At 62.5% G+C, this 20,841-nt stretch carries 24 protein-coding genes and 2 tRNA genes; 14 read left to right on the top strand and 12 right to left on the bottom strand.

The genetic code is table 11. The annotated features are described in order from the left end of the window. Window positions 1–5 precede the first annotated feature (5 nt). The 6 genes from SM753_RS00130 to SM753_RS00105 all read left to right on the top strand — a co-directional run bounded on the left by SM753_RS00130 (window position 6) and on the right by SM753_RS00105 (window position 5,133). Entirely contained in the window at window positions 6–2,105 is a 2,100-nt protein-coding gene (locus SM753_RS00130; protein WP_323190104.1) for an acetate--CoA ligase family protein, read from the top strand. Next, window positions 2,102–3,163, top strand: coding sequence for a phosphotransacetylase family protein (locus SM753_RS00125; RefSeq protein ID WP_323190103.1), 1,062 nt, complete (start codon window positions 2,102–2,104; stop codon window positions 3,161–3,163). Before SM753_RS00130 ends, SM753_RS00125 begins: the two co-directional genes overlap by 4 nt. A 59-nt stretch (window positions 3,164–3,222) precedes the next feature. Next, window positions 3,223–3,846 carry an HAD-IA family hydrolase gene (locus SM753_RS00120; RefSeq protein WP_323190102.1) on the top strand — a complete coding sequence of 208 codons (624 nt, stop codon included), beginning with the start codon at window positions 3,223–3,225 and terminating at the stop codon, window positions 3,844–3,846. A gap of 103 nt (window positions 3,847–3,949) precedes the next feature. Continuing rightward, window positions 3,950–4,258 (top strand): hypothetical protein, encoded by a 309-nt coding sequence (locus SM753_RS00115; RefSeq protein ID WP_323190101.1) that lies wholly within the window; start codon window positions 3,950–3,952, stop codon window positions 4,256–4,258. A gap of 1 nt (window position 4,259) precedes the next feature. Then, entirely contained in the window at window positions 4,260–4,601 is a 342-nt protein-coding gene (locus SM753_RS00110) for a hypothetical protein (protein WP_323190100.1), read from the top strand. Continuing rightward, window positions 4,585–5,133 carry a hypothetical protein gene (locus tag SM753_RS00105; protein WP_323190099.1) on the top strand — a complete coding sequence of 183 codons (549 nt, stop codon included), beginning with the start codon at window positions 4,585–4,587 and terminating at the stop codon, window positions 5,131–5,133. Before SM753_RS00110 ends, SM753_RS00105 begins: the two co-directional genes overlap by 17 nt. Before the next feature lie 89 nt (window positions 5,134–5,222). Here SM753_RS00105 and SM753_RS00100 read toward each other — a convergent pair whose 3' ends face one another. Beyond that, window positions 5,223–6,311, bottom strand: a complete 1,089-nt coding sequence (locus tag SM753_RS00100) for a hemolysin family protein (protein ID WP_323190098.1) — start codon at window positions 6,309–6,311, stop codon at window positions 5,223–5,225. Window positions 6,312–6,551: 240 nt separating this feature from the next. Continuing rightward, on the bottom strand, window positions 6,552–7,034 hold the full coding sequence (locus SM753_RS00095; protein WP_323190097.1) for an HPP family protein: 483 nt from the start codon (window positions 7,032–7,034) through the stop codon (window positions 6,552–6,554). Window positions 7,035–7,453: 419 nt separating this feature from the next. Here SM753_RS00095 and SM753_RS00090 point away from each other — a divergent pair, with 419 nt between their 5' ends. Next, the gene (locus tag SM753_RS00090; protein ID WP_135534053.1) at window positions 7,454–7,747 is read left to right on the top strand and encodes a PRC-barrel domain-containing protein; all 294 of its coding nucleotides are present in this window, start codon (window positions 7,454–7,456) and stop codon (window positions 7,745–7,747) included. Here SM753_RS00090 and SM753_RS00085 read toward each other — a convergent pair. Further along, window positions 7,744–9,198, bottom strand: coding sequence for a DHH family phosphoesterase (locus tag SM753_RS00085; protein ID WP_135534052.1), 1,455 nt, complete (start codon window positions 9,196–9,198; stop codon window positions 7,744–7,746). The genes SM753_RS00090 and SM753_RS00085 overlap by 4 nt on opposite strands. A 354-nt stretch (window positions 9,199–9,552) precedes the next feature. On the opposite strand from SM753_RS00085, the gene SM753_RS00080 reads away from it, so the two are divergent. After that, complete coding sequence (locus SM753_RS00080; RefSeq protein ID WP_168192954.1) at window positions 9,553–9,699, top strand: hypothetical protein; 147 nt, start codon at window positions 9,553–9,555, stop codon at window positions 9,697–9,699. A 107-nt stretch (window positions 9,700–9,806) separates the two neighbouring features. Next, window positions 9,807–9,880, top strand: a tRNA-Lys gene (locus SM753_RS00075). Between the two features lie 54 nt (window positions 9,881–9,934). Here SM753_RS00075 and SM753_RS00070 read toward each other — a convergent pair. The 3 genes from SM753_RS00070 to guaB form a co-directional block, all read right to left on the bottom strand. After that, complete coding sequence (locus SM753_RS00070; RefSeq protein ID WP_168192953.1) at window positions 9,935–10,072, bottom strand: hypothetical protein; 138 nt, start codon at window positions 10,070–10,072, stop codon at window positions 9,935–9,937. Window positions 10,073–10,223: 151 nt separating this feature from the next. Further along, complete coding sequence (locus SM753_RS00065; RefSeq protein WP_323190096.1) at window positions 10,224–10,727, bottom strand: dual specificity protein phosphatase; 504 nt, start codon at window positions 10,725–10,727, stop codon at window positions 10,224–10,226. Window positions 10,728–11,140: 413 nt separating this feature from the next. Next, window positions 11,141–12,640 carry an IMP dehydrogenase gene (gene guaB / locus SM753_RS00060; RefSeq protein WP_135534050.1) on the bottom strand — a complete coding sequence of 500 codons (1,500 nt, stop codon included), beginning with the start codon at window positions 12,638–12,640 and terminating at the stop codon, window positions 11,141–11,143. Between the two features lie 152 nt (window positions 12,641–12,792). Between guaB and SM753_RS00055 the strand changes: the two genes are divergently transcribed. From SM753_RS00055 to SM753_RS00040, 4 genes are all read left to right on the top strand, one after another. Beyond that, the gene (locus SM753_RS00055) at window positions 12,793–12,996 is read left to right on the top strand and encodes a hypothetical protein (protein WP_323190095.1); all 204 of its coding nucleotides are present in this window, start codon (window positions 12,793–12,795) and stop codon (window positions 12,994–12,996) included. A 6-nt stretch (window positions 12,997–13,002) separates the two neighbouring features. Continuing rightward, window positions 13,003–13,884, top strand: a complete 882-nt coding sequence (locus tag SM753_RS00050; protein ID WP_323190094.1) for a DUF5794 domain-containing protein — start codon at window positions 13,003–13,005, stop codon at window positions 13,882–13,884. Window positions 13,885–13,922: 38 nt separating this feature from the next. Further along, on the top strand, window positions 13,923–14,147 hold the full coding sequence (locus SM753_RS00045; RefSeq protein ID WP_138797394.1) for a DUF5795 family protein: 225 nt from the start codon (window positions 13,923–13,925) through the stop codon (window positions 14,145–14,147). A gap of 61 nt (window positions 14,148–14,208) precedes the next feature. Then, window positions 14,209–14,386: transfer RNA gene (locus tag SM753_RS00040), tRNA-Trp, on the top strand. Window positions 14,387–14,662: 276 nt separating this feature from the next. On the opposite strand, the gene SM753_RS00035 is transcribed toward SM753_RS00040, so the two are convergent. From SM753_RS00035 to SM753_RS00015, 5 genes are all read right to left on the bottom strand, one after another. Next, window positions 14,663–14,875, bottom strand: coding sequence for a hypothetical protein (locus SM753_RS00035; RefSeq protein ID WP_323190093.1), 213 nt, complete (start codon window positions 14,873–14,875; stop codon window positions 14,663–14,665). A gap of 595 nt (window positions 14,876–15,470) precedes the next feature. Then, window positions 15,471–16,157, bottom strand: a complete 687-nt coding sequence (locus SM753_RS00030; protein WP_323190092.1) for a TrkA family potassium uptake protein — start codon at window positions 16,155–16,157, stop codon at window positions 15,471–15,473. A 46-nt stretch (window positions 16,158–16,203) separates the two neighbouring features. After that, window positions 16,204–16,416: a hypothetical protein gene (locus tag SM753_RS00025; protein ID WP_138797391.1), complete on the bottom strand. Its 213-nt coding sequence runs from the start codon at window positions 16,414–16,416 to the stop codon at window positions 16,204–16,206. Then, entirely contained in the window at window positions 16,413–17,963 is a 1,551-nt protein-coding gene (locus SM753_RS00020) for a TrkH family potassium uptake protein (protein WP_323190091.1), read from the bottom strand. The genes SM753_RS00025 and SM753_RS00020 overlap by 4 nt, the downstream gene beginning before the upstream one ends. Before the next feature lie 248 nt (window positions 17,964–18,211). Beyond that, on the bottom strand, window positions 18,212–18,604 hold the full coding sequence (locus SM753_RS00015) for a pyridoxamine 5'-phosphate oxidase family protein (protein WP_323190090.1): 393 nt from the start codon (window positions 18,602–18,604) through the stop codon (window positions 18,212–18,214). A gap of 138 nt (window positions 18,605–18,742) precedes the next feature. Between SM753_RS00015 and SM753_RS00010 the strand changes: the two genes are divergently transcribed. After that, window positions 18,743–19,522: a GTP cyclohydrolase III gene (locus SM753_RS00010; protein WP_138798636.1), complete on the top strand. Its 780-nt coding sequence runs from the start codon at window positions 18,743–18,745 to the stop codon at window positions 19,520–19,522. On the opposite strand, the gene SM753_RS00005 is transcribed toward SM753_RS00010, so the two are convergent. After that, window positions 19,519–20,127: a transcription initiation factor IIB family protein gene (locus SM753_RS00005; protein WP_323190089.1), complete on the bottom strand. Its 609-nt coding sequence runs from the start codon at window positions 20,125–20,127 to the stop codon at window positions 19,519–19,521. The genes SM753_RS00010 and SM753_RS00005 overlap by 4 nt on opposite strands. Window positions 20,128–20,841 lie beyond the last annotated feature (714 nt).

The raw sequence follows: 20,841 nt of genomic DNA, 5'->3' as shown, positions 1-20,841 counted from the left end.
AAACGATGGGATCGTTATCCGAGTTGTTCGCGCCCGAGAGCGTCGCAGTCGTCGGCGCAACCGACCGCGAGGGGTCGGTCGGTCGGGCCATCGTGACGAATCTGCGTGACGAGTTCGACGGGAGCGTCGTCCCGGTGAACCCCAACCGGGAGTCGGTTCTCGGCCTCGACTGCTATCCGGACGTCGGGAGCGTCCCCGACGCGCCCGACCTGGCTGTCGTGGTCGTTCCGCCTCAGATCGCTGTCGACGCCGTCGAGGAGGCCGCGGAGGCGGGCGTCGAGAACGTCGTCGTCATCACCGCCGGGTTCAGCGAAACCGGCAGCGACGGGGCCGCCCGGGAGCGGGAACTCGTCGCCGTGGCAGAGGAACACGACCTCAACCTCGTCGGCCCCAACAGCCTCGGCGTGATGAGCACTCCCGTCGACATGAACGCCACGTTCGGCCCGGAGAAGGCGCTTCCGGGGTCGCTCTCGTTCATGAGTCAGTCCGGCGCGTTCATCACCGCCGTGCTCGACTGGGCGAACGACCAGGGGCTCGGCTTCAAAGACGTCGTCTCCCTCGGAAACGAGGCCGTTCTGGACGAAACTGATTTCGTCCGGGAGTGGGGCGACGACCCCGACACCGACGTGATCCTCGGCTACCTCGAAGGCATCGACAACGGTCAGGAGTTCATCCGTACCGCCCGCGACGTGACCGACGACACGCCGATAGTGCTCGTGAAGTCGGGCCGGACTGACGCGGGCGCGCAAGCCGCGTCCTCGCACACCGGATCCATCGCCGGGAGCGACGAGGCGTACGAGGCCGGTCTCGAACAGGCGGGCGTCCAGCGAGTCGAGACGGTTCAGGAACTGTTCGACTACGCCCGGGCGCTTTCGGGGCAACCGCTCCCCGACAGCGACGGCGTGGCCGTCGTCACGAACGCCGGCGGCCCCGGCGTGATGGCGACGGACGCCATCGGCGATTCCCGCCTCTCGCTCGCGTCGTTCTCGGACGAGACGATCTCGGCGCTACAGGACGCTCTGCCGGACGAGGCGAACGTGTACAACCCGGTCGACACGATCGGAGACGCCGACATCGAGCGGTTTCGGTCGGCGATCGACGTCGCGCTGTCGGACGACGGCGTCGGCGCGGCGGTGGTCGTCTCCGCCCCGACCGCAGTCCTGTCGTTCGAGACGCTCGCCGAGGAGATCCTCGCCCTGCAGGAGAAACACGGCAAACCCGTCGTCACCTGCCTGATGGGCGGCGAGAGCACCGAGGCGGCGGCGGACGTCCTCCGCGAGGGCGGCATCCCGAACTACTTCGACCCCGCCCGCGGCATCCGGAGCCTCGAAGCGCTCTCGGAGTACCGCGATATCCGGGACCACACGGTCGAACCGCCCGCCGAGTTCGACGTCGACCGCGAGCGAGCGCGGGACGTGCTTCGCGGCGCGAAGCGACGGGGGGACAACCGCCTCGGCGTCGAGGCGATGGACCTGTTAGACGCCTACGGCATCCCGACGCCGGAGGGCGACATCACCGACGCGCCCGAGGATGCAGTGTCGGTCGCACAGGACATCGACGGACCGGTCGTGATGAAGATAGTCAGCCCCGACATCCTTCACAAGTCCGACATCGGCGGCGTGAAAGTCGGTGTCGAAAACGAGGACGTGTACGACGCGTACGAGGACCTGATCACCCGCGCCCGGAACTATCAGCCCGACGCCACGGTGATCGGCGTTCAGGTTCAGGAGATGGTCGACCTCGATACGGGCACCGAGACTATCGTCGGGATGAACCGGGACCCGCAGTTCGGACCGCTCGTCCTGTTCGGTCTGGGCGGTATCTTCGTCGAGATACTCGAAGACACGACGGTTCGTGTCGCCCCCGTCGGCCGCGACGAAGCGACCGAAATGATAGACGAGATCAAAGCCGCGCCGCTTCTCCGCGGTGCCCGCGGCAGAACGTCCGCTGACGAGGGCGCGATCGTCGAAACGATCCAGCGGCTCTCGCAGTTGGTAACGGACTTCCCGGCGATACTCGAACTCGACATCAACCCGCTCGTCGCGGGGCCGGACGGAGTACAGGCAGTCGACATCAGACTCACCGTAGACACCGACAAGCTATGACCCACACCACGCTCGTGACATCGATAGACGAAAGCACCGGTAAGACCGCCATTACCCTCGCGCTCGCCCAGTTGGCACGGGAGGGCGGCGAGTCGGTCAGTTACATGAAGCCGAAGGGGACCCGTCTCCAGAGCAACGTCGGCAAGACGATGGACGACGACCCGATGCTCGCGCGGGAACTGCTCGGCCTTGACGCCGAGATGCACGAGATGGAGCCTATCGTCTACTCCCCCACGTTCGTCGAGCAGGCGATCCGCGGCCGCGAGGACCCGGAGGAACTTCGCGACACCGTCGCCGAGCGGTTCGACTCCATCGCCGCGGACGCAGACCACGTGTTCGTCGAGGGCGGCGGCAGTCTCACTACCGGTGGCATCGTCGACCTGACAGACGACCAGATAGCCGATATCATCGACGCTCGTGTCGTGCTCGTCGCGACGTACGAACGGCCGAGCGACGCCGACGACATCATCGCCGCCGCCGACCGACTGGGCGACCGCCTCGACGGCGTCGTGTTCAACCTCGTCGCGGACGCGAACTTCGACGCGCTGGAAACGGACGTCGTCCCCTTCCTCGAAGGGCGCGGGATCACCGTCTACGGTGTTCTCCCCCGCGACCGGGATCTGGCGGGCGTGACTGTCGGCGAACTGGCGGAAGAACTGGCCGCAGATGTCGTTACTGACGTTCCGACCGACGGGTACGTCGAACGGTTCAGCGTCGGCGCGATGGGTGCTGACGAAGCACTGCGACATTTCCGGCGGACGAAAGACGCCGCCGTCATCACCGGCGGCGACCGCGCGGACATCCACACGGCGGCGCTCGAAGCCCCCGGCGTCAGATGCCTGATCCTGACCGGCGGGCACCGGCCGTCCGGATCGGTCGTGGGGAAAGCCGCCGATAAGGGCGTCCCGATCCTGCTCGTCCAGACGGACACGCTGACGACGGTCGACCGGGCGGAAGAAGTGGTCCGCTCGGGACGCACCCGCGACGCCGAGACGGTCGCGACGATGCGGTCGCTGCTCGCTGACCACGCCGACGTGGACGGCTTGCTCGGCCACTGACCGCCGAAAGACGCCCGCTGATCGCAAGGAATACCGTCGCGGCGTTGGAACTGCCGCTCATGCCGGCCGTCTACTTCAATCTCGACCTGACACTCACCCGGATGGAGCGTCCCTTCGACGCTCTCGCCGTGGAGGTTCTCCAGCACGCCGACGTTCCGGACCCGGAGATAGATCCGACGAAACACTCAAACCTGTTTTTCGACCGGTTCCTCGAACTGGAGGACGATCCGCTCGTGGGGTCGTACGCGGCGTACTTCGACGACATAACCGCCGATGTCGACGTCTCGGCCGAGGAGGCCGCTGACCTCCAGAAGCAACTGGAAGTCGACGCCGTCCGCCCTGCCGTCGCGGACCTCCCGGGCCTGGTCGAAACCGTCGGCGCGGAGCACGCCGTCGGCGTCCTCACCAGCGGCTTGCCGGACCTCCAGCGCGCGAAACTGGAGAAACTGGGGATCGCGGACTCGCTCGACGACGTGGTCATATCGTACGAGCGCGATGCGACGAAAGCGAGCGGAGACCTGTTCGCCGCGGCCGAAGCGGCGGCGGACGCCGAGACGTTCGTCTACGTCTCCAATCACGACTCCGACCTCGAAGCCGCCGAGGCCGCGGGGTGGAAAACGATACCGGCCGATGCGGCAGAACTCGCGGACGGTCCCCTAGAGCGCATCTCCGACGCGCTGTGACCCCTGTCGGTGGCTACGGCGACGACGGGGCGATCCGGCCATCGGGTTTACTACGTTGCGGTCGCGTTCTTCTCGAATGATCGTGTTCGGATACGTCAGAATAATGTCGATTGACGGGACGGGTGCCGTCACGGCGGGCGACGTGTTCGCCCTCGCCACGGTGTCGATGCTGTCAGTAGCGCTGCCGTTGTCAGTAATCGCGGCGTACGGGTTTCGTAACGCCCCGTTCGGCGCAATGCTGAAGCCCCTTCCTGTGACCATCTTCGCGTTCATCCTGTCGGACGCTATCTCCCTGCTCGGGGGCGAGACTACGGGAACCGGATATCTCGTGTTCTCGTCGATCGGCGTCGGAGCGGCGTTGGTGGCGACTGTCAACGGGATCTTGCTACTCACTGAACGGAGGGCGGTCTGAGATGGACATCGCCGGTGCGGTGTTCGTCACCCAATCCGTCCTGCTTTTCGTGACCGGCGCGTTACTCGTCTATCCGCTGGTCGCCTACGCCCAGAACGTGGCGTACTCGGAGGGGTTCGTCTTTCTATCTCTGGGCTTTCTGGTCTTTACCGCGACGTACATCCTGGGAACGTTCGGGATCGGGGACTTCGGGGTCCGAAGCGCCCTTCACTTCCTTGCGACGACCTGTATGACAGTCGGGATCTGGTCGTTCGCCAGCGAATTCGTCACCGCCGAGACTGACGCCTTCGAAATAGTGGATACAACGACAAGCGGAGGGTTCGACCGTGCTAACGACGAGTAACCGCGCCGATCGCCGGGAGCAGATCTCGGTCGACCCGGGGACGCAGTGTCTGCTTTCCGTCCCGTCGATGCGGTCGCCGCTCGAACGTCTCCCCGCGGACGCGTTCGAAAACTTGCTCGTGGTCTCCGTCACGCGGTCGCCGACCAAGATCGAACGGACCGTTCGCGAGATGGGCGGCGAGCCGTCGAAAGTAGGAGTCGTCCCAGTTTCCGGATCATCGATCAACTACGACGGTCCGCTGTGGGTGGCCGATGTCGTCGGTCCCACCGACCTCACCGGCATCAACCTCCGGTTTTCCAACGCGATGCGTCACGTCGAACCCGGTGCCGGGTGGGTCGTTTTCGACAACGTCAACGTCCTACTGATGTACGCCCAGTCGGACAGCGTGTATCAGTTCCTCTCCGCGGTCATATCGCAGGCCCGCAGCCGGCAGGTCCGAGGCGTTTACGCGGTAGTCCGCGACGCTATCACTGACGAAACGTACGCGAGCGTTCGAGAACTGTTCGACGAGGAGTTCGCGCCCGACGCGTGACTGCGCGGCCGTCGATGCGCTCGCAGGCGGTCGGCTGGAACCGGTGACTGTCCGAGCGATCGCTCGGAGAGCCGCGTCCGTGCGGGCGGTCACGCGGCAGGGGTGTACTCGTTGAGCGGGTCCTCTAACTCCCCGGTGATGGCTTCCCAGGCGTCGGTCGCCGTTAGTAATCCGACGACATCACCCGCATCGACCACGAGAGCTAACTCCTCTCCGGCCGACTGAAACCGATCGATAGCGTCGCTGACGGACGTCTCGGAATCTATCTCGACGGCGTCGCGGGAGATGTCGGTAAGGGTGGTTTGTCCGGATCGAAGCGGTTCGAGGTTCCGTAAGACGTCGGGCGAGTACACGACGCCGCGGAACCCCTCGAAGTCGCCTTCTACGAGCGGAAACCGGACGTGCGGGTGTTCCTGCATCCGAGCGAGGTTCGTCTCGAACTCGTCCTCGACCGAGAGGGAGACGACACCCTCGCGTGGCACCATGATCTGTCCGACCGGTTCGTCGCCGATCTGGAGGGCGTTCAGTATCTCCTGTTCCCGTTCGTCCGAAACCGGGCCCTGACTCAGCGCTTCGTTTATCTCGCTCCTGAGCGCTGCACGCGTCGAGATCAGTTCCTCTTCGTCGTCCGCCCACGGGCGAGTTACGTCGATTCCGAACAGTCGGAGCGTCGCCTTCGCCACCCAGTCGCCGAAGGCGATCAGCGGAGTGATCGCCTTCGTGAACCAGTACAGCGGCCCGGCACCGTATCGTGCGACGAATTTCGTCTTCTCGACGCCGAGGTACGTCGGCGTCTGCTCGCCGTGGGTGAGATGGAGGAGATTGATGATGATGAACGCAAGCGTCGCACCGACCACGTGACCCGAACCGCCGGGAAGCGCAGCGGGCAAAGCGCCGGAAAGCACCGCAGTCAGCGGCGCGAGCAGTTCGACCAGGGCCGGTTCGGCGACGACGCCCAGCGCGATGCTCGAGGCAGTGATCCCGACCTGGCAGCTCGTGAGGTAGATCTCCAGGCGTTCGGTCATTTCCCAGGCACGCCGGAGGCCGGGAGCGTCGAACTCCGACTCGTCGTACTGCCGGACTCTGGTCAATGCGAACTCGATAGCGACGAAAAAGCCGTTGGTGAGGATCAGGGCGACCCCAGTCAGCAATCGTCCGCCGGTGACGATCGAGACCATCGGGTGGCAATTCGTCGCCTGGAGTCATATGGATGGCCTTCGGAACGGCCGGCGACAGTTCCTTCCGGACTGGAACCAGCACGGTCGCCCCGCGAACCGCGCTACGTCGGCTATCCGGACCCGCTTGCCGCCGTTCGGGACCGGTTTAATCGCGACAGAACTATAGTAGCCACTGACAGTCATTGCACACCCGATCGCACGACAGCTGTGCGATCGGTGTGTAAATCGTTTCAGCTGTTACTATAGCGCTACCGACCGCAGTACGAGTTCGTGAACCGCGACGAGGACCGTCACCGCGAGGACGATCACTGCGCCGGCTCGGACGGTAGGGAGAACGCCCAGAGCGACGATGAGCGTCGTCGCGCACGCCGGCGGATGGCTCGTATTCGTGGCCAGCATCCCGACGCTCGTCAGCAGAACCGAAAGCGCCGCGGCCACAGCGAGTTCAAGTGCCCCCTCCGAGAACGCGGGCAGCGAGGTTGACAGCGCCACGCCCGGGTCGACCAACCCGTAGGTGACGAGTCCACCGATGACGCCGACAGTGTGACCGCCGATGACCCGCCGGGGCGTAACCGAAGACCCTCGTCGAGCCTTCGCCATGAGAAAGGCGGACGGTCCGAGACTCGGGAAAACGAACGGTTCGCCGGCGGCCCAGGCGACGCCGCCGAGCACTACGAGCAAAAGACCCGCATACACCGCCGTCGCCGCGTCGTGCCGGTCCATATCATCGGCTACGCGCGTGCTGTCTGAAGTAAGGCATGATCGCAGTCAGACTCCCGGTCGGGTCTACTGCCGACTCTCCGTGTCGTCTATTTCGCGTATCTGACCGATAGAACACCTTCGGTGACGCACGTCTGTCAGTGTAGCAAAAGCGATACGGAGCCACCGAACGGGGTTTCCCCCGTTTCGTCGGGCCGACCCGGGCAAGTCAACCCGACGTTGTTTGCCGGTTGTCAGAGGCACCCCGGCATTAGAGATACACCGTTGCCTCGCATATAACCTCACCTCCCGAAATGAAAGTCAGCGTTTGATTATAATCACATATATCTTTTGTATAATGATCCAACAGCATCCGATACCGGCCGAGACTGTCGCCGCGCGTCTGACTAACAATTAAGGCACACCCTGCCCACCGGTTCTGTATGGACGACACACCCCAGGAGATCACTGCACTCGTCGGGCGGGAGGTGTACTCGAACGGCGGCGTTTTCGTCGGCGAGATCGAGGACGTGCGCCTCGATCTCGACACGGAACTCGTCACCGGCCTCGCACTACGCGAACTCAATCGGGACCTGTTCGCGGGCGTTCGCGACGACGCCCGGGGCGTCATCATCCCGTACCGCTGGGTCAAAGCCGTCGGTGATATCGTACTGATAAACGACGTGATAGAACGGATCCAACGCCCCGAGGACGAAAGCGAAGAAGCGGTCGTTTAGGACCCGTTCCCGCTCTCGCCGCTCTCGACGCCCATCGCGTCGAACAGTTTTCGTTTCACCGCTTCCTCAGTCAACTTGAGGAGCGTATCACGGTTTTCCTCGTTCGTCTCGATGCCCGTGAAGATGCCGAGCGGTATCTCCGCGCTCGCCTGCGTCGAGTGGCCCGCGGCCTCGCCGATCTCCGCGTAGGCGTCCGCGAGCACCTTCCCGATGTTCATGCGGATGTCCTTCGACCGTGCGGCGAGGTAGATGGTGTCGTCGGCGATGCCGAACACCGCGGTCGTCGTGATCCCTTCGAGGTTCAGGAGGTGTTGTGCGGCCTGCGCTAGGGCGTCGCGGTCGCGGATAAACCCCGCGTTCGAAACGAGATGACTCCCCTGGACTTCGCGGTTCGTGATCGCTTCCGCGAGGACGTCCAGCGTCTCCGGAGACATGCTCGGCGACTCGACCTGTTCCAGCGTATCGTGGTTGGCGAACGGGTAGAGATACGCCGCCGCCGTCAGGTCGGCGGGCGTCGTATCGCGTTTGAAATCGAGCGTCTCCGCACGGATGCCGTACAGCAACGCGGTGGCGACCTCCTCGCCGACGTTCATGTCGAACTCCTGTATGTACTTCGTCATGATCGTCGATGTCGAGGACATGTTCGGCCGGACGTCGACGAACGACGCGTCGTAGTCCTCGTCGGGTTCGTAGTGGTCGATGAGGATATCGACGGGCAGGTCGTGGTCGACTTCCGATGACTTCGCGTGGTCGACGAGTGCGACCGTATCGTACGTGTCGAAGTCCTCGACGGCGGTCCAGTCGTGGAGTTCGATCCCCAGGAGATTGACGAACGCTCGGTTCTCCTGATGACCGATGTCGCCGAGATAGAAGATGTCCGCTTCCACGTCGAGGTGTTCTGCGATAGCCTGCAACGCGGCGGCGCTTGCGATCGAATCCGGGTCCGGATTGTCGTGAGTGAGTATCGCGACCTGCTCTTTCGTGTCGCTCAGGACGTCGCTCAACTGGCGCGCCTTGTACTCCAACTCGCCGGTTTCTAGCGACCGAAGCGCGGAATCGGCGATGACGGCGGACGGGTTGATGACGTGGTCCGCGCCGAGTTCCCGGAGTTCGTCGCTGGAGACGGGGTCGCTCGCGCGGACGACGACGAACTGGTCGTCGTTTTTCTCGCGAATGTTCGCTACTGCCGCCTTGTTCGCCTCTACGTCCGAGGACATGATGAGGATCACATCGCGGCTCGCGACAGTCTCGGCCACGGACTCGTCGACGATGTTCGCCTGCTGAGCGTTCAGGTCCTGGTCCCGCAACGCCTCGACCCGGCCTTCGTCCTTGTCGACGATGAGCACGTCTTTCCCCTGGTCTACGAGTTCCTCCGCGACCGCGTGACCGACGCTCCCGCAACCGAGAATAGCGTACGTCGAAATCGAGGAGATAGTTACGCCAGTGTTCATTTGCCGCTCTGTTACTTCGGACGATACTTAACGGTCCCGAACACGCTCTTTCCCCGACGAAACTCGCGAATGAGCGCTACTTTCACTGGAAGAGAGACAGAATATATGTCTGCCGAGTCGTCTCGATCCACGCCGAGATGGTTCTTCAGATAGTAGCTCTAGAGGAACGTAGACGTTCTATTGGGCGTCTAAACCGAGTCATTTTACTTCCGCCGAGATTGGAAGCCGATCCGAACCTGTTATACTCTTCGACTGAATTATCCGAGCACGCCCACCAATCTGCCGACGACTCGAATTCCGCGGTGCCGATCCCGCGTCGTCGGCTACACTACCTATCTCAATGGAGGTCAAACCGTGCTTCTCGACAAAATGAAACGACTGTTTGCCGACGAGCCCAACGTGGTCCACGAGTGTCGCCGCTGTGGCACCTCCCTTAGCGCTGATGAGGACATGTGCCCCGAATGCGGTTCGACCGAATCAGCCCAGTTCGAGATCGAGTGACTGGTCGTTGCTTCGAGTATCGTCGTGCTCGCGTCCCTGATTCTCGGACGGTCCCGCCGGAGAAACAAAACGTATTTTAGTACACCCCGGTAACTCTCGGGTGTATTGGGCCGGTAGCTCAGTCTGGCAGAGCGTCTGACTCTTAATCAGACGGTCGCGTGTTCAAATCGCGCCCGGCCCGCTCTTCTGACGAACGCTAGTGAGTCGAAGACTCGCGCGTTTCGTCTCCGACTCCTCACAGCTGTTCGAGTTTGTCGCCCCCGCAGGACGGACAGACCAGATACGACGTCTCGTACGTGAGATCGCAGTACGCACACTGGTACTGTTCGGTCGGGGGTTCCCCGAGTGAACGGATGCGGTCGAGGACGTTCATGGCGTGTTTTCACTTCGTAGTGTGTGTTGTTAACTGTTATCGTGATCAATCGTCCGGTTCCGAACTTGCTGCCGCCGTCAGCCGGGACCCAACGAGATCGGTCAGGACGGACGTGCCGCGGAGAATTCCGTGACTGGAACGGGCCGTTCGACTACGCTGGCCGCGACCGGGCAGCCAGATACACCACCGCCAACTCGTGGAGAGCCGGGTTCGGCATCGCGTACGGACGAGCGTCATGGACGAAAGCGAGTGCGTCGCGGAACGTTCGGTCTTCCTCGGCCGCGAGCGCCGCCGCGATGACCGTGGTACTCCGCGATATACCGGCTTTACAGTTGACTAAAACGGATCCCTCTCGACGGTACAGCGTCCGGGCAGTGTCGACAGCCGACTCGAAGACGACCCACCCGTTCCCGGGGCCATCGGTCAGGGGCCGATGATGCGTCGTGAGCGGCTGTGTCTCGGTAGTCGCCGAGAGGACGTAGTCGAACGTGCGGTCGTGTTCCTCGGGGTCGGCCGCAAGTCTGTTCCCTAGATAGAGCTCTCTATCGCCGATCCGGCGGATGACCGGTGTCTCCTCCACGTACCCTTTCGGTCGGACGAGCGGGTCCGAAGAACCGTACTCCCCGTCCGTAGTCGCTCTCTCGTCGGGTGTCACTTCTCCATCCAATCGCTCGCCCCTATTAACTCTACAGCAAACCTCTCGAAGCCGGGAGCGGAGGTCGGCGGACAGCGGACGGCAATCAACGGGGATTTGATACAGGTGGACCGGTCGGCGGTTTCCGGTCGCTCGACCCGTGTCAGTGTCGACAAAACTTCTTTAGCGTATCCTGCTGTACCTCGAAACGTATGGCGGGCTTCGAGACCTACGACTGCGCGGGCTGTGGTCGCGAGTTTAAAGCGCATCCGAGTTCGAACGCGGCAGAGAGTCCGGCGTGTTCACCGCGGTGCGTGACGGCTGGCAACTGATAGAGGCCGTTGTAACTGTGTTCCGGCATTCGTCGACACGGGGTCGACGAACAACTCCCGGACAGACGTACAACAGTCCCTACGAGAGACCGTTGTCCGAGCCTACTCGTCCGGACTGTAGTTCGGCGCTTCGTCCGTGATGACGACGTCGTGGGCGTGGCTCTCGCGCTGGCCCGCGGAGGAGACGCGGACGAACTCCGAGCGCCGTTTGAACCCCGGTATCGTCTCCGCGCCGACGTACCCCATCCCGCTTTGCATACCGCCGGTTAGCTGGTGGAGTTCGCTCTGGAGACTTCCCTTGTACGGCGTTGCGGCCTCGACGCCCTCGGGAACGTACTCCTCGTCGTCCTCGGGGGCCTCTTTCAGGTAGCGGTTCTCCTCGTCGTCACCGCCTTTCATCGCGCCGACGCTTCCCATGCCGCGGTACTGCTTGTACTTCTTGCCTTTCATCGTGATGACGCGACCGGGTGCCTCGTCGGTACCCGCGAAGTACGACCCGAGCATGACCGCGTCCGCGCCGGCGGCGATAGCCTTGATCGCGTCGCCCGAGTAGCGGATGCCGCCGTCCGCGATGACGGGAACGTCATGCTGACTGGCGACGTCCGCGACCTGCGCGACGGCCGTTATCTGAGGCATGCCCGACCCGCTGACCACGCGGGTCGTACAGATGCTTCCCGGGCCGATACCGACCTTCAGACCGTCGGCGAAGTCGACGAGAGCCTCGGCGGCTTCTCGCGTTCCGACGTTGCCGACGACCACGTCCGCGTCGATGGACTCTTTGATCTCTTCGGCACCCTCGATCACGTTGTTGTTGTGTGCGTGCGCGCAATCGATGAAAACCACGTCTGCGCCGGCCTCGTCGGCGGCCGCGGCGCGGTCGGTTTCGAACGGTCCGACGGCGACGCCGGCGATCAGTTTCCCGTCTTCGTCGCGGGCGGCGTTGTCGTACTCGCGCCGCTGGAGGATGCCCTGCATCGTGACGAGACCGACCAGGCGGTTCTCGTCGTCGACGATGGGCACTCGCTCGATCTTGTACTCGTACATCAGTTCGAGCGCTTCGCGCGCCGTGACGTCCTCCGGGGCGGTGATGACCTCGTCGGTCATCGCTTCGCGGACTTCGTCGCTCTCGCCGACCTCCAGATACGGGCGGATGTCCGTACCGCTGATGATACCGAGTACCTCGTCGTCGTCGTTTACCACTGGCGCTCCGCTGACGCCCTTGCGGCTCATCATCTCGTCGACGTCGCGGACGGTCTGGTCGGGGCGCGCGGTGACGACCTCCCGGATAATGAGTTCGTCCGCGCGTTTGATGCGCACTATCTCGCTGACCATCTTGTCGACGTCCATGTTTCGGTGTAGGACGCCGAGACCACCCTGGCGCGCCATCTCTATCGCCAGGTCGCTCTCGGTGACGGTGTCCATCGCTGCCGAGAGGACGGGGACGTTCAGGGTGACGTTCGTCGAGACACGCGTCGAGAGGTCCGCCTCGTCCGGTTCAACGCTGCTCTCTTTCGGTCGGAGCAACACGTCGTCGAACGTGAGCGCTTCCGGTACGCGTAGCTTCTCGGAGAAAGTGCCGTCGTCAGGAACGTCGTTCGCCATGTAAACTGTCGGGCTCCCCCGCCCAAAAACGTTGCGAGATGCCCGGCGCTGTGGGAGCCAGCCGCACGTCAGATACCCCGAAATCGGACACTCAGGGGCGTGCATACACGTCTCACGCAATGCTTATTCTTCGGGCGACTCGATAGTCGAGTATGGACTCCGCCAGTCCCATCGCACCGTCTCGCGCCGGTCAGACGAGCGCCGACTCCGACACCCTCCTCTCGTTTTTTGCGATGGCGACGGCATTTAAACGGTCGCGGACACTCCCCCCGATCGAGTGGCGGGAGAACGTCGACTGCGGGCACGACTGTAGTTCAGACCGCCTTCCGGCCGCGGGGTACGGCCATGCTGGTTAGCCTGCGATGACTACGTCCCGAGAGCAGATCGCACTCGGCCTCGAAGAACGGCTGAGCGATGCGACCAAGCTACTCGCGACCATCATGTGTCTGCCGCTGGTCGACGGCATATTCCCCGCGCTGGTTCTCGCCGGCGCGCTGGACACCACGGCGGGCATCCTGCAGGTCGGCCTACTGGTGTTCGGCGGGAGCGCTACGGTCGCTGTCATCCTCGCGGAGATGGACGGAACGCCGCGGGAGCAGGCCCGAACTGTTCTGCTCGTCGGCGCGGTGTTGCTCGTCGTCGCGGCCGTCGAAGCGGCGCTCGCCCCGACGATACAGAGCCTGCTGAATCTCGAACTGTTCGAGCGCTTCGCGGCGCTGGTCATCGCGGCCGTCGCGGCCCAGACCGCGAGCGCGCGAATCGGTGAGTACCTCCCTCGGCCGGCGGTCATCGTCGGCCTGGGACTCATCGGCAGTCTCGACCCCGCCGGTGCCGAACTCGTACTGGTGCCCGACGCCGCGTTAGTCCTGCGAGCGGTCGCCTCGGCGGGCGTCGGTGTCGGCTTCGCGTTCCTCGTTGCTTTGCTCGCTCCGACGCTGCGCGAACACGTCGACATCGACCGCTTCAGGTTCGGCAGCGCCGTTGCCCTCGGTCTCCTGCCGCTGTCGTTGCTCGGCATGCCGTTCGGACGCGCGCCACTCGCCGTCCTCGCCGTGACCGCGCTGTTCGCGTTCGACCCCAGCGGAACGGCGACGGTCCGCGAAGATAGTACCCACGCGCGACATCGCGACTCGGCCCCCGACCGCGCCCTGCCCGACGGAGGACAGGACGCCGAGGACTCCGACGAGGCTGCCCAGTCCGTCGACGCGCCGATATCGGCCGAGGGACGCGCCCCGTGGCTGTAGAAGCGAACGCTTACTTCCCCCGACCGACTTCTTCGCGTATGAGCAACCGCGTCGTGCAAGGTCGTATGGTCACGGCCGAGTCACTGGCCGAGATGATCGAAGGCGAGGATATCATGGAAGCGGAGGCGATTACGGATGCGGACCGCGAGTGTCCGAACTGCGGCGAGGACGTGCTTCAGGTCGGTTACATGCCAACCGTTACCGAGTTCGTCACTGGCTACAAGTGCCAGGACTGCGACTGGGCCGAAACTGACCGGGAGTAACCGCCTGCGCTCGGTCTTGAATCGAAACCACTTTACGAAACTCCGACCAAGCGACTATCGCGGGGTCGTGGCCAAGCCCGGAATGGCGACTGACTCCAGAGGTTTCAGCGCCCGGTGACGACATCCCAGACTGATATACCGAGCGACCGACTGATCATCGGTCGCGTTGACGACCCTCTGGGGTACCGAGGCGCGCCGGAGATATCAGTCGATCGGGGGTTCAAATCCCTCCGACCCCATACCATATATTAACCTTTCTTAGCATTGCTGATGGGTTCTATTAGGAGAAAACAGTTCTCCGAGACGCTTCTTCGTTGTGAATACGTCACGGTTCGGTCAGCAAACGATACTGGAACCCGACTCACAACCACTACTAGTCCGTCCCGAACTGGTTTCGATGAAGAAAGCCGGAGAAGGTCCGTAGCAGAATCACCGCCAGTAGTAGCGGCTACGTCTCATGGACGTTATGCGGCCGGTATAGCGTGAATCGTGTGCTCACTACACGTGCGAACTTATCAGTCAGAACCTTGCCTGCGGTTAACCAGTAGTACAGGGACAATCACCAGCATTGCAAGCAACAGACCGGCCCCGATGATAACAAAAAACATGTCTGATTCCCCTTCTGTTGTCACGTAATCATACGACAAAGCAACCGCCATGACTCCCCCGAACCCGATGAAAAGTAGTTGGCGAACCTCCGAAAACCAGTGCCTAGAGGGGACGTTCATGCTATGTGATAGAACATCTGCAGGCAAATACGTATGGGTGATGATTGATTAGTCCATGCTCGATATTCCTCAATCCGGTAGCATTATTGTTCTCTCAATAATTCGAAAGGAATAGGGCTCAGTCGGTATCGGGTTCGTTGAAGGGGTTACGTTCGCCCCTCGACGGGTCCACATACACGAACCAGTTTTTCAGTCCATCGGGTTACGGTAATTCAGTATGTCCTGCACTCTCCGTGCTGAAGAATCGAAATGCGCTCGTGCTGTCACAGACGTTTACCAGAGTGGCTGTTGAACGGCGTATATGGGAACACACCCGGACATTGGGTTTCTGGGTTGCCTTTGGGCTGGGGCTAGGCACGATGATCGCGGCGGGGATCTTCTCGTTGTCCGGCCAGGCGGTGGCCGTGGTGGGAAGCAGCGCTATCATCTCGTTCGTCATCGCCGACCCGCACCGGCGATGACCGGTAAATCGTTACAACAATCCGTATGAGGAAACACCGCCGGGAGCGCTCCGTTCCTCATCCGTTCTACCGACAGTACGGTCTCCTGCCCGGCGCGAAAATTGCGATACTGACGAAGACGAAGCCTCCCACCGTCACTCCGATTCCTGGTCCTCGTAGTGGCCGAAGATGTCCGTCACGTCCGGCGTTGCCCCCTCCGCCGAGTACACAGTCAGGAGGTCGCCCGGCCGGAGCGGGGTGTTACCCTGCGGCGTCACCGGTTCGCCCTCGCCGCGCTCGACGGCGACGATGAGCACTTCGCCCTGCAGTGTCCCGTCGGACGCGGCCTCGCGGATCGTCTTCCCCGCGATGGGGGCATCCTCGTCGATCGTGATCTCGAACACCTCCGCCGCCTCGCCGATGCGCATGTAGTCGACGATAGAGGGGCGGACGACCGACCGGAAGAGGTGTTCGGCGATGAGCCGCGACGGGTTCTCCATCGTGCTGATCCCGATCTCCTTGAACAGGTCCATGTGGTCGGGGTCGTGGACGACCGAGACGACGGCCGGCACTTTGCGCTTTTTCGCCAGCAGGCAGACCATGACGTTTGTCGCGTCGCGGTCTGTGGTCGAGATGAGCGCGTCGGCCTCGTCGACGTCGGCATCGTCGAGCGTGCTCATCCTCGTGGCGTCCGCGTTGATGACGATGCAGTCGTACTCGTCAGCGATGCGGTCCGCGACGACCTCATCGCTCTCGATCACGACGACCTCGTGTCCGGAGCCCGTCGCGAGATCGATCAGCGGCGTGCCGATCCGACCCGCTCCGACGATGATTATGTACATCGGACGAGCTACGACGGCCACCCTCCAAAGTTCCGGGGGCGGTGGATCACTCCCCGTCCGTGGCGACCCCCCGATACGCGACGTAGAGGACGAACAGCCCTACGTACGCTCCCGCGAGGACGGAAGTGACCGCTGACCGGCCGAGCAGTGCGAGCGAGGAGACGACCAGCGGCCCGGCCAGCATGAACGCCGCGAGCACGCGGTCCTCGACGCCGAAGCGAGCCGCGAAACGGACGAACGGTATCTGTTCTGGATTCATTCGTACACGTTGAACTGCTGGAAGAGGCCCCGAAGCAGGACGAGCACCGGGATGATCTCCAGGCGCCCGATCCACATGTTGAACAGGAAGATCACCTTCGCAGGCGTCGGCATATCTGGACCGGTGATACCCGAGGAGAGGCCGACGTTGCCCTGGGCGCTGGTCACCTCGAATATGACGTTCTCGAGCGTGAACTCCCCCGGTTCGATGGGCAACACGAGAAGCAGGACGAGCGTGCTCACCGAGAGGAAGACCACCCAGAGGAAGGAGATGATGGCCGCCTCCTCGATCTCGCGGGCGGCCTCCACATCGTCGAGTTTCCGGCTGTCGAGTTTGAACCGGCGAACGACGGTGTCCGGGACGAACACGCCCTGGATGCGAAACAGCGTCCCCTTGGTGAACGTCGCGACGCGGATGAGCTTGATCCCCCCGACCGTCGACCCCGCGGCCGCCCCGATCGACATCGCGAACGCGATGGCCAGTTGCGCCTCAGTCGGCCACTTCGGCCCGAGGCTGCCGGCCGTCTGGAACCCGGTACACGAAAGCGCCGAGACGAACTGGAAGGCCCCGTAGCGAAACGCGGCGAACGTCGACTCATAGGTGTCTTGCCTGTTCAACAGCCACGTGACGGCCGCGGAACCGACTGCGAGGAACCCGAAAAACCAGCGGGTCTGCAAGTCGGTGTAAAAGTTCCGTAGTTGCCCCTGTAGAATCAGGTAGTGAACGGGGAAGGCGATTCCCCCCAGGATCATCACCGGAAACAGCGCGAAGTCGATGAGCGGGCTGTCGTACGTGGCGATCGAGTTGTCCGTGATCGAAAACCCGCCGGTCGAGAGACCGGTCATCCCGTGGTTGATCGCATCCCACGCGGGCATCCCGGCAAGCCACAGCAGCGTGATCGAGAGGAACGTAAACAGGAGGAAGATCCACCAGATCGTCCGCACGGTCGAGATGATGCTCGGATGGATCTTCTCCTCGCGTGCCTCGCTCTCGTAGAGTGTGAGCGATCCGCTCCCGGGCCGGGCGAGGATAGCCGTGGTGAGAACGATGACGCCGACGCCGCCGATCCACTCGATGAACGACCGCCACCACTGCAGCGACCGCGGGAGCGACGACTCGTCGTCGGTCATCGTCAGTCCAGTCCCGGTGAACCCACTCATACTTTCGAAGAAAGCGTTGAGAGGATCGCGGAAGGCCCCGACCGTACTCGCGGCCCGCCCAGTGAGCTCGGGTGCGTTCAGAAGAGCCGGGTCCAGGTGGATCGTCCAGGCGATCAGGTAAAACGGAAGGCTACCGAATATCGCGACGAGGAACCATCCCGACGCTGCGATCATCATGCCGTGGAGCTTTCCGACCTCTACCGCACCGCCGAAGTAACTGGTGAGGGAACTCCCGATTGCCAGCGGGATGAGGCCGGAAATGATCAGCGCCGGGACCGCGTAGAACTCTCGCCAGATGAGGGCGACGACGACAGTGGCCGCCATCATGAGCGACAGCGCCTGAAGCATCCGACCCAGGTCGCGAGCAAGCAACTTGAACTCGACCATCCATAAGAAGATATCTTCGTACACGGGTTTATACGCCAGTGTAACGTGCGTGATCGCTTTCGGGTCTGACTCTGTTACCGCGACAGCACCACTGTAAACACGGCAGAGAGAAGACCGTCCTACATTTCGCGACGACGGTGATGAATCCGGCCTGGGTAATTGCGGACGAAGATGGATCCCTTCTCTCACATCCCGTCCTTGGCGGTGTGGCGCTCTCAACCGCAACCCTGTTTCCTGGCGTCCCGGGGTCAGTCGTACGTCCGGTAGTTCACTGACCCGACGTCGATCCGAACCAGTGTGTTTTCAGCGTGTGCGTCCTCGGCGACGCCGTATTTCGCGTTTATCCGGCGGTTGGTCTCGCGGAACGCGTCCTCGTCTTCGACCACCGTTGCCGTCCCGCGAAGCGTCACCATCCAGTGAGGGTCTCCGTCTTCGTCTTTCTGCACCGAGAGCGCGACGCGCGGGTTTTCTCGGACGTTCGCTAACTTCCGACCGGTCGTCACGATCTCGACGACGCCGTCGTCGTAGACGTACCAGAGGGGAGCGACGTGCGGGCGGTCGTCGACGCTCGTTGCGAGATGCGCCATTAATGGCTCGCTCGTGAGTAATCGTTCGGCCTCGGATGTAGTGGTGTCAGACACGGTTTCGCGTACGCGCGCGTGACGGGTATGATTTGGTACGTCGCTGAACGCGAGCGGGCAGTGGTGGTCGAGGGGGTCGATCCCAGCCTGATGTCAATCAATACTGGAATAAGGGAGTACACCATAGCACCGCTCATCGTGGCGAACACTCAGGTAACACTCGTTCAGATCGATAATTACGGTCCCTGGACGGTGACTCCGGAACCGCGACGCGAGGTCGATCTCCAGACGATGCAGTCCCGCCTCTACGCCGACCTATCGCAACTGGTCGGCAATCGCGACGGGTACGTGTTCTTCACCCGATTCGACAATATGATCGCGGTGACGAACGGTCTGGATATCGACGACCACGCGCGCGTTCAGGAGTCTATCGGGAACCGATATCCGGTCTCTATCAGTCTCAGCGTCGCTGCAGCCCCATCACCGGTCGCGGCGCTCGACGATGCGACTGCACAGTTACAGGACGCCGGGAGCGCACAGGACAAAGGCCGCAGAGAGATCCTCCGCGGAGAGCCGCTCTCTGATCTCGAACGGAGCGACGACGACGTTCAGATCGCACATTTCGACGTGATCAACGCAACCGGAAAGTACACCGACGAACTCAACGCCTTCGACTCGTTCATCACTATCGAGCAGGGGTACGCGGAACTCATGCGTTACATGCGCCGCGCGCACGAGTCGCTATCGTTCTTCGTGGGCGGCGACAACGTCATCGCCACCTGCCCGGACCTCGACGCCACAGAGTATCAGGACGCCATCGACCACGTCGCGGAGAGCGTGGACGTGGACTTACAGGTCGGCGTTGGACGTGCGAGCAACGCACACGAGGCCGGTATGGCGGCGAAACACGCGCTCGAACAGTGTCGGTACAACGGGACGCAGGTCGAACGAGCCAGCGATCTGGCTCACGGCGATTAATCCGCCGCGAGTTCGCCCCCGTCCGACAGTAGGTCGCCGACCGCCTCCGCCTGTTCCTGGTAGCGGTTCCGTATCGTGATTTTGCTCACGTCCGCGATCTCGTGGACGTCACCCTGCGTACAGTCTTCCTTGTGAACCGTCGCAGCGTAGTACACTGCAGCGGCGGCGAATCCTCGCGGCGACTTACCGGAGGCCAGTCCTCGGTCGGTGGTAACGGTGACGATGTTCTGAGCCAGCTTTCGCGTTTCATCGGGAAGGCCGAGCTGTTCGCAGTACTCGTCGACGTAGTCGTTCGGGTTGAACGACTGGATCCGCGTTCCTAACTCCGACTGGATCCACTTCGAACGCCTGTAGAGATACTTCTCTTGGAGGTCAGCCTCTTCAGCGATGTCTGTCGGATGGACGGGAACGTTCTCTTGCTTGCACGCCAGATACAGAGCCGCCGTGGCGATCACGTCACAGGGTCTCCCTTGCTGTGTCTCAGGCGTGTACACCTGGTGGAAGATGGCGTATCCAGTTTCACACACACTGTCAGGCAGGTCGAGTGCGCTCGCGACGGTGTGGATCTGTTCGCTACCGCTCTCACGCAGGGCTTCGATATCCATGATTCCCAACGAACCGACGTGTTCGTGTCTCCATTCAGCCCGCACACATCTATCTCTTTCGTCGATTTCGAACATTACCAACATACTACAGGAACGTTAATTGCATAGTAACCGATTCGACGGCCTTTTATGATTACCTCGCCTCGAATAGGATGCGACGCAACACACGCGGAGGGCGAGAGATTCCTCGTCCCTCCAGGTGAATTTCGGACTACTACGGGCCGACCGAAGATGAACGGGTTTAAGTACCCAAGTACTCTACAATCGAGTCCGTACTCGGACGCCGAGTTGGCGAGCATCGTGCCGCCCTCCCGGGGTTCTGTCGGGCTTCGGCCCGACGGAGCTGGGTCGAAGGGTTTATGTACCCTTCCGACTCTACAAATTAGTCCGAAGAAGTGAGGCGGGACGTCCCGCCTCGGACTTCCCGCGGACCGATGTCCGCAGGTGGGTTCGACGGGTTTATGTACCCGTCGTCCACTACAATGAAGTCCGAAGGACATGAGGATTCCACCCCTGCGGTCCGCCGTACACGATGGGATCTGATGTTAGCCTTGGTAGTTCGGTGACACCCGATCGGTCGCGATCCGGTTGTCGCCGAATTACGGACCACGCAAGATGGTGTATACTCGTCTGAGTATACCCGCCACGCCCCCTGGCCCTTAGTGGCCAGGTACATTCCGGTTGATCCTGCCGGAGGCCATTGCTATCGGGGTC

It is taken from the genome of Halostella sp. PRR32, from assembly GCF_034808085.1.
Lineage (GTDB): Archaea > Halobacteriota > Halobacteria > Halobacteriales > Natronoarchaeaceae > Halostella > Halostella pelagica.
Note: the sequence above shows the minus strand (reverse complement) of the source record. Positions and strands in the feature narration are given on the sequence as shown.

Coding starts and splice junctions, on each gene's coding strand:
- SM753_RS00055 (WP_323190095.1), top strand. CDS start 12,793: ATGGACTCCGCCAGTCCCATCGCACCGTCTCGCGCCGGTCAGACGAGC.
- SM753_RS00025 (WP_138797391.1), bottom strand. CDS start 16,416: ATGAATCCAGAACAGATACCGTTCGTCCGTTTCGCGGCTCGCTTCGGC.
- SM753_RS00120 (WP_323190102.1), top strand. CDS start 3,223: ATGCCGGCCGTCTACTTCAATCTCGACCTGACACTCACCCGGATGGAG.
- SM753_RS00095 (WP_323190097.1), bottom strand. CDS start 7,034: ATGGACCGGCACGACGCGGCGACGGCGGTGTATGCGGGTCTTTTGCTC.
- SM753_RS00125 (WP_323190103.1), top strand. CDS start 2,102: ATGACCCACACCACGCTCGTGACATCGATAGACGAAAGCACCGGTAAG.
- SM753_RS00100 (WP_323190098.1), bottom strand. CDS start 6,311: ATGGTCTCGATCGTCACCGGCGGACGATTGCTGACTGGGGTCGCCCTG.
- SM753_RS00035 (WP_323190093.1), bottom strand. CDS start 14,875: ATGAACGTCCCCTCTAGGCACTGGTTTTCGGAGGTTCGCCAACTACTT.
- SM753_RS00005 (WP_323190089.1), bottom strand. CDS start 20,127: ATGGATATCGAAGCCCTGCGTGAGAGCGGTAGCGAACAGATCCACACC.
- SM753_RS00050 (WP_323190094.1), top strand. CDS start 13,003: ATGACTACGTCCCGAGAGCAGATCGCACTCGGCCTCGAAGAACGGCTG.
- SM753_RS00020 (WP_323190091.1), bottom strand. CDS start 17,963: ATGGTCGAGTTCAAGTTGCTTGCTCGCGACCTGGGTCGGATGCTTCAG.
- guaB (WP_135534050.1), bottom strand. CDS start 12,640: ATGGCGAACGACGTTCCTGACGACGGCACTTTCTCCGAGAAGCTACGC.
- SM753_RS00030 (WP_323190092.1), bottom strand. CDS start 16,157: ATGTACATAATCATCGTCGGAGCGGGTCGGATCGGCACGCCGCTGATC.
- SM753_RS00115 (WP_323190101.1), top strand. CDS start 3,950: ATGTCGATTGACGGGACGGGTGCCGTCACGGCGGGCGACGTGTTCGCC.
- SM753_RS00070 (WP_168192953.1), bottom strand. CDS start 10,072: ATGAACGTCCTCGACCGCATCCGTTCACTCGGGGAACCCCCGACCGAA.
- SM753_RS00085 (WP_135534052.1), bottom strand. CDS start 9,198: ATGAACACTGGCGTAACTATCTCCTCGATTTCGACGTACGCTATTCTC.
- SM753_RS00045 (WP_138797394.1), top strand. CDS start 13,923: ATGAGCAACCGCGTCGTGCAAGGTCGTATGGTCACGGCCGAGTCACTG.
- SM753_RS00130 (WP_323190104.1), top strand. CDS start 6: ATGGGATCGTTATCCGAGTTGTTCGCGCCCGAGAGCGTCGCAGTCGTC.
- SM753_RS00090 (WP_135534053.1), top strand. CDS start 7,454: ATGGACGACACACCCCAGGAGATCACTGCACTCGTCGGGCGGGAGGTG.
- SM753_RS00110 (WP_323190100.1), top strand. CDS start 4,260: ATGGACATCGCCGGTGCGGTGTTCGTCACCCAATCCGTCCTGCTTTTC.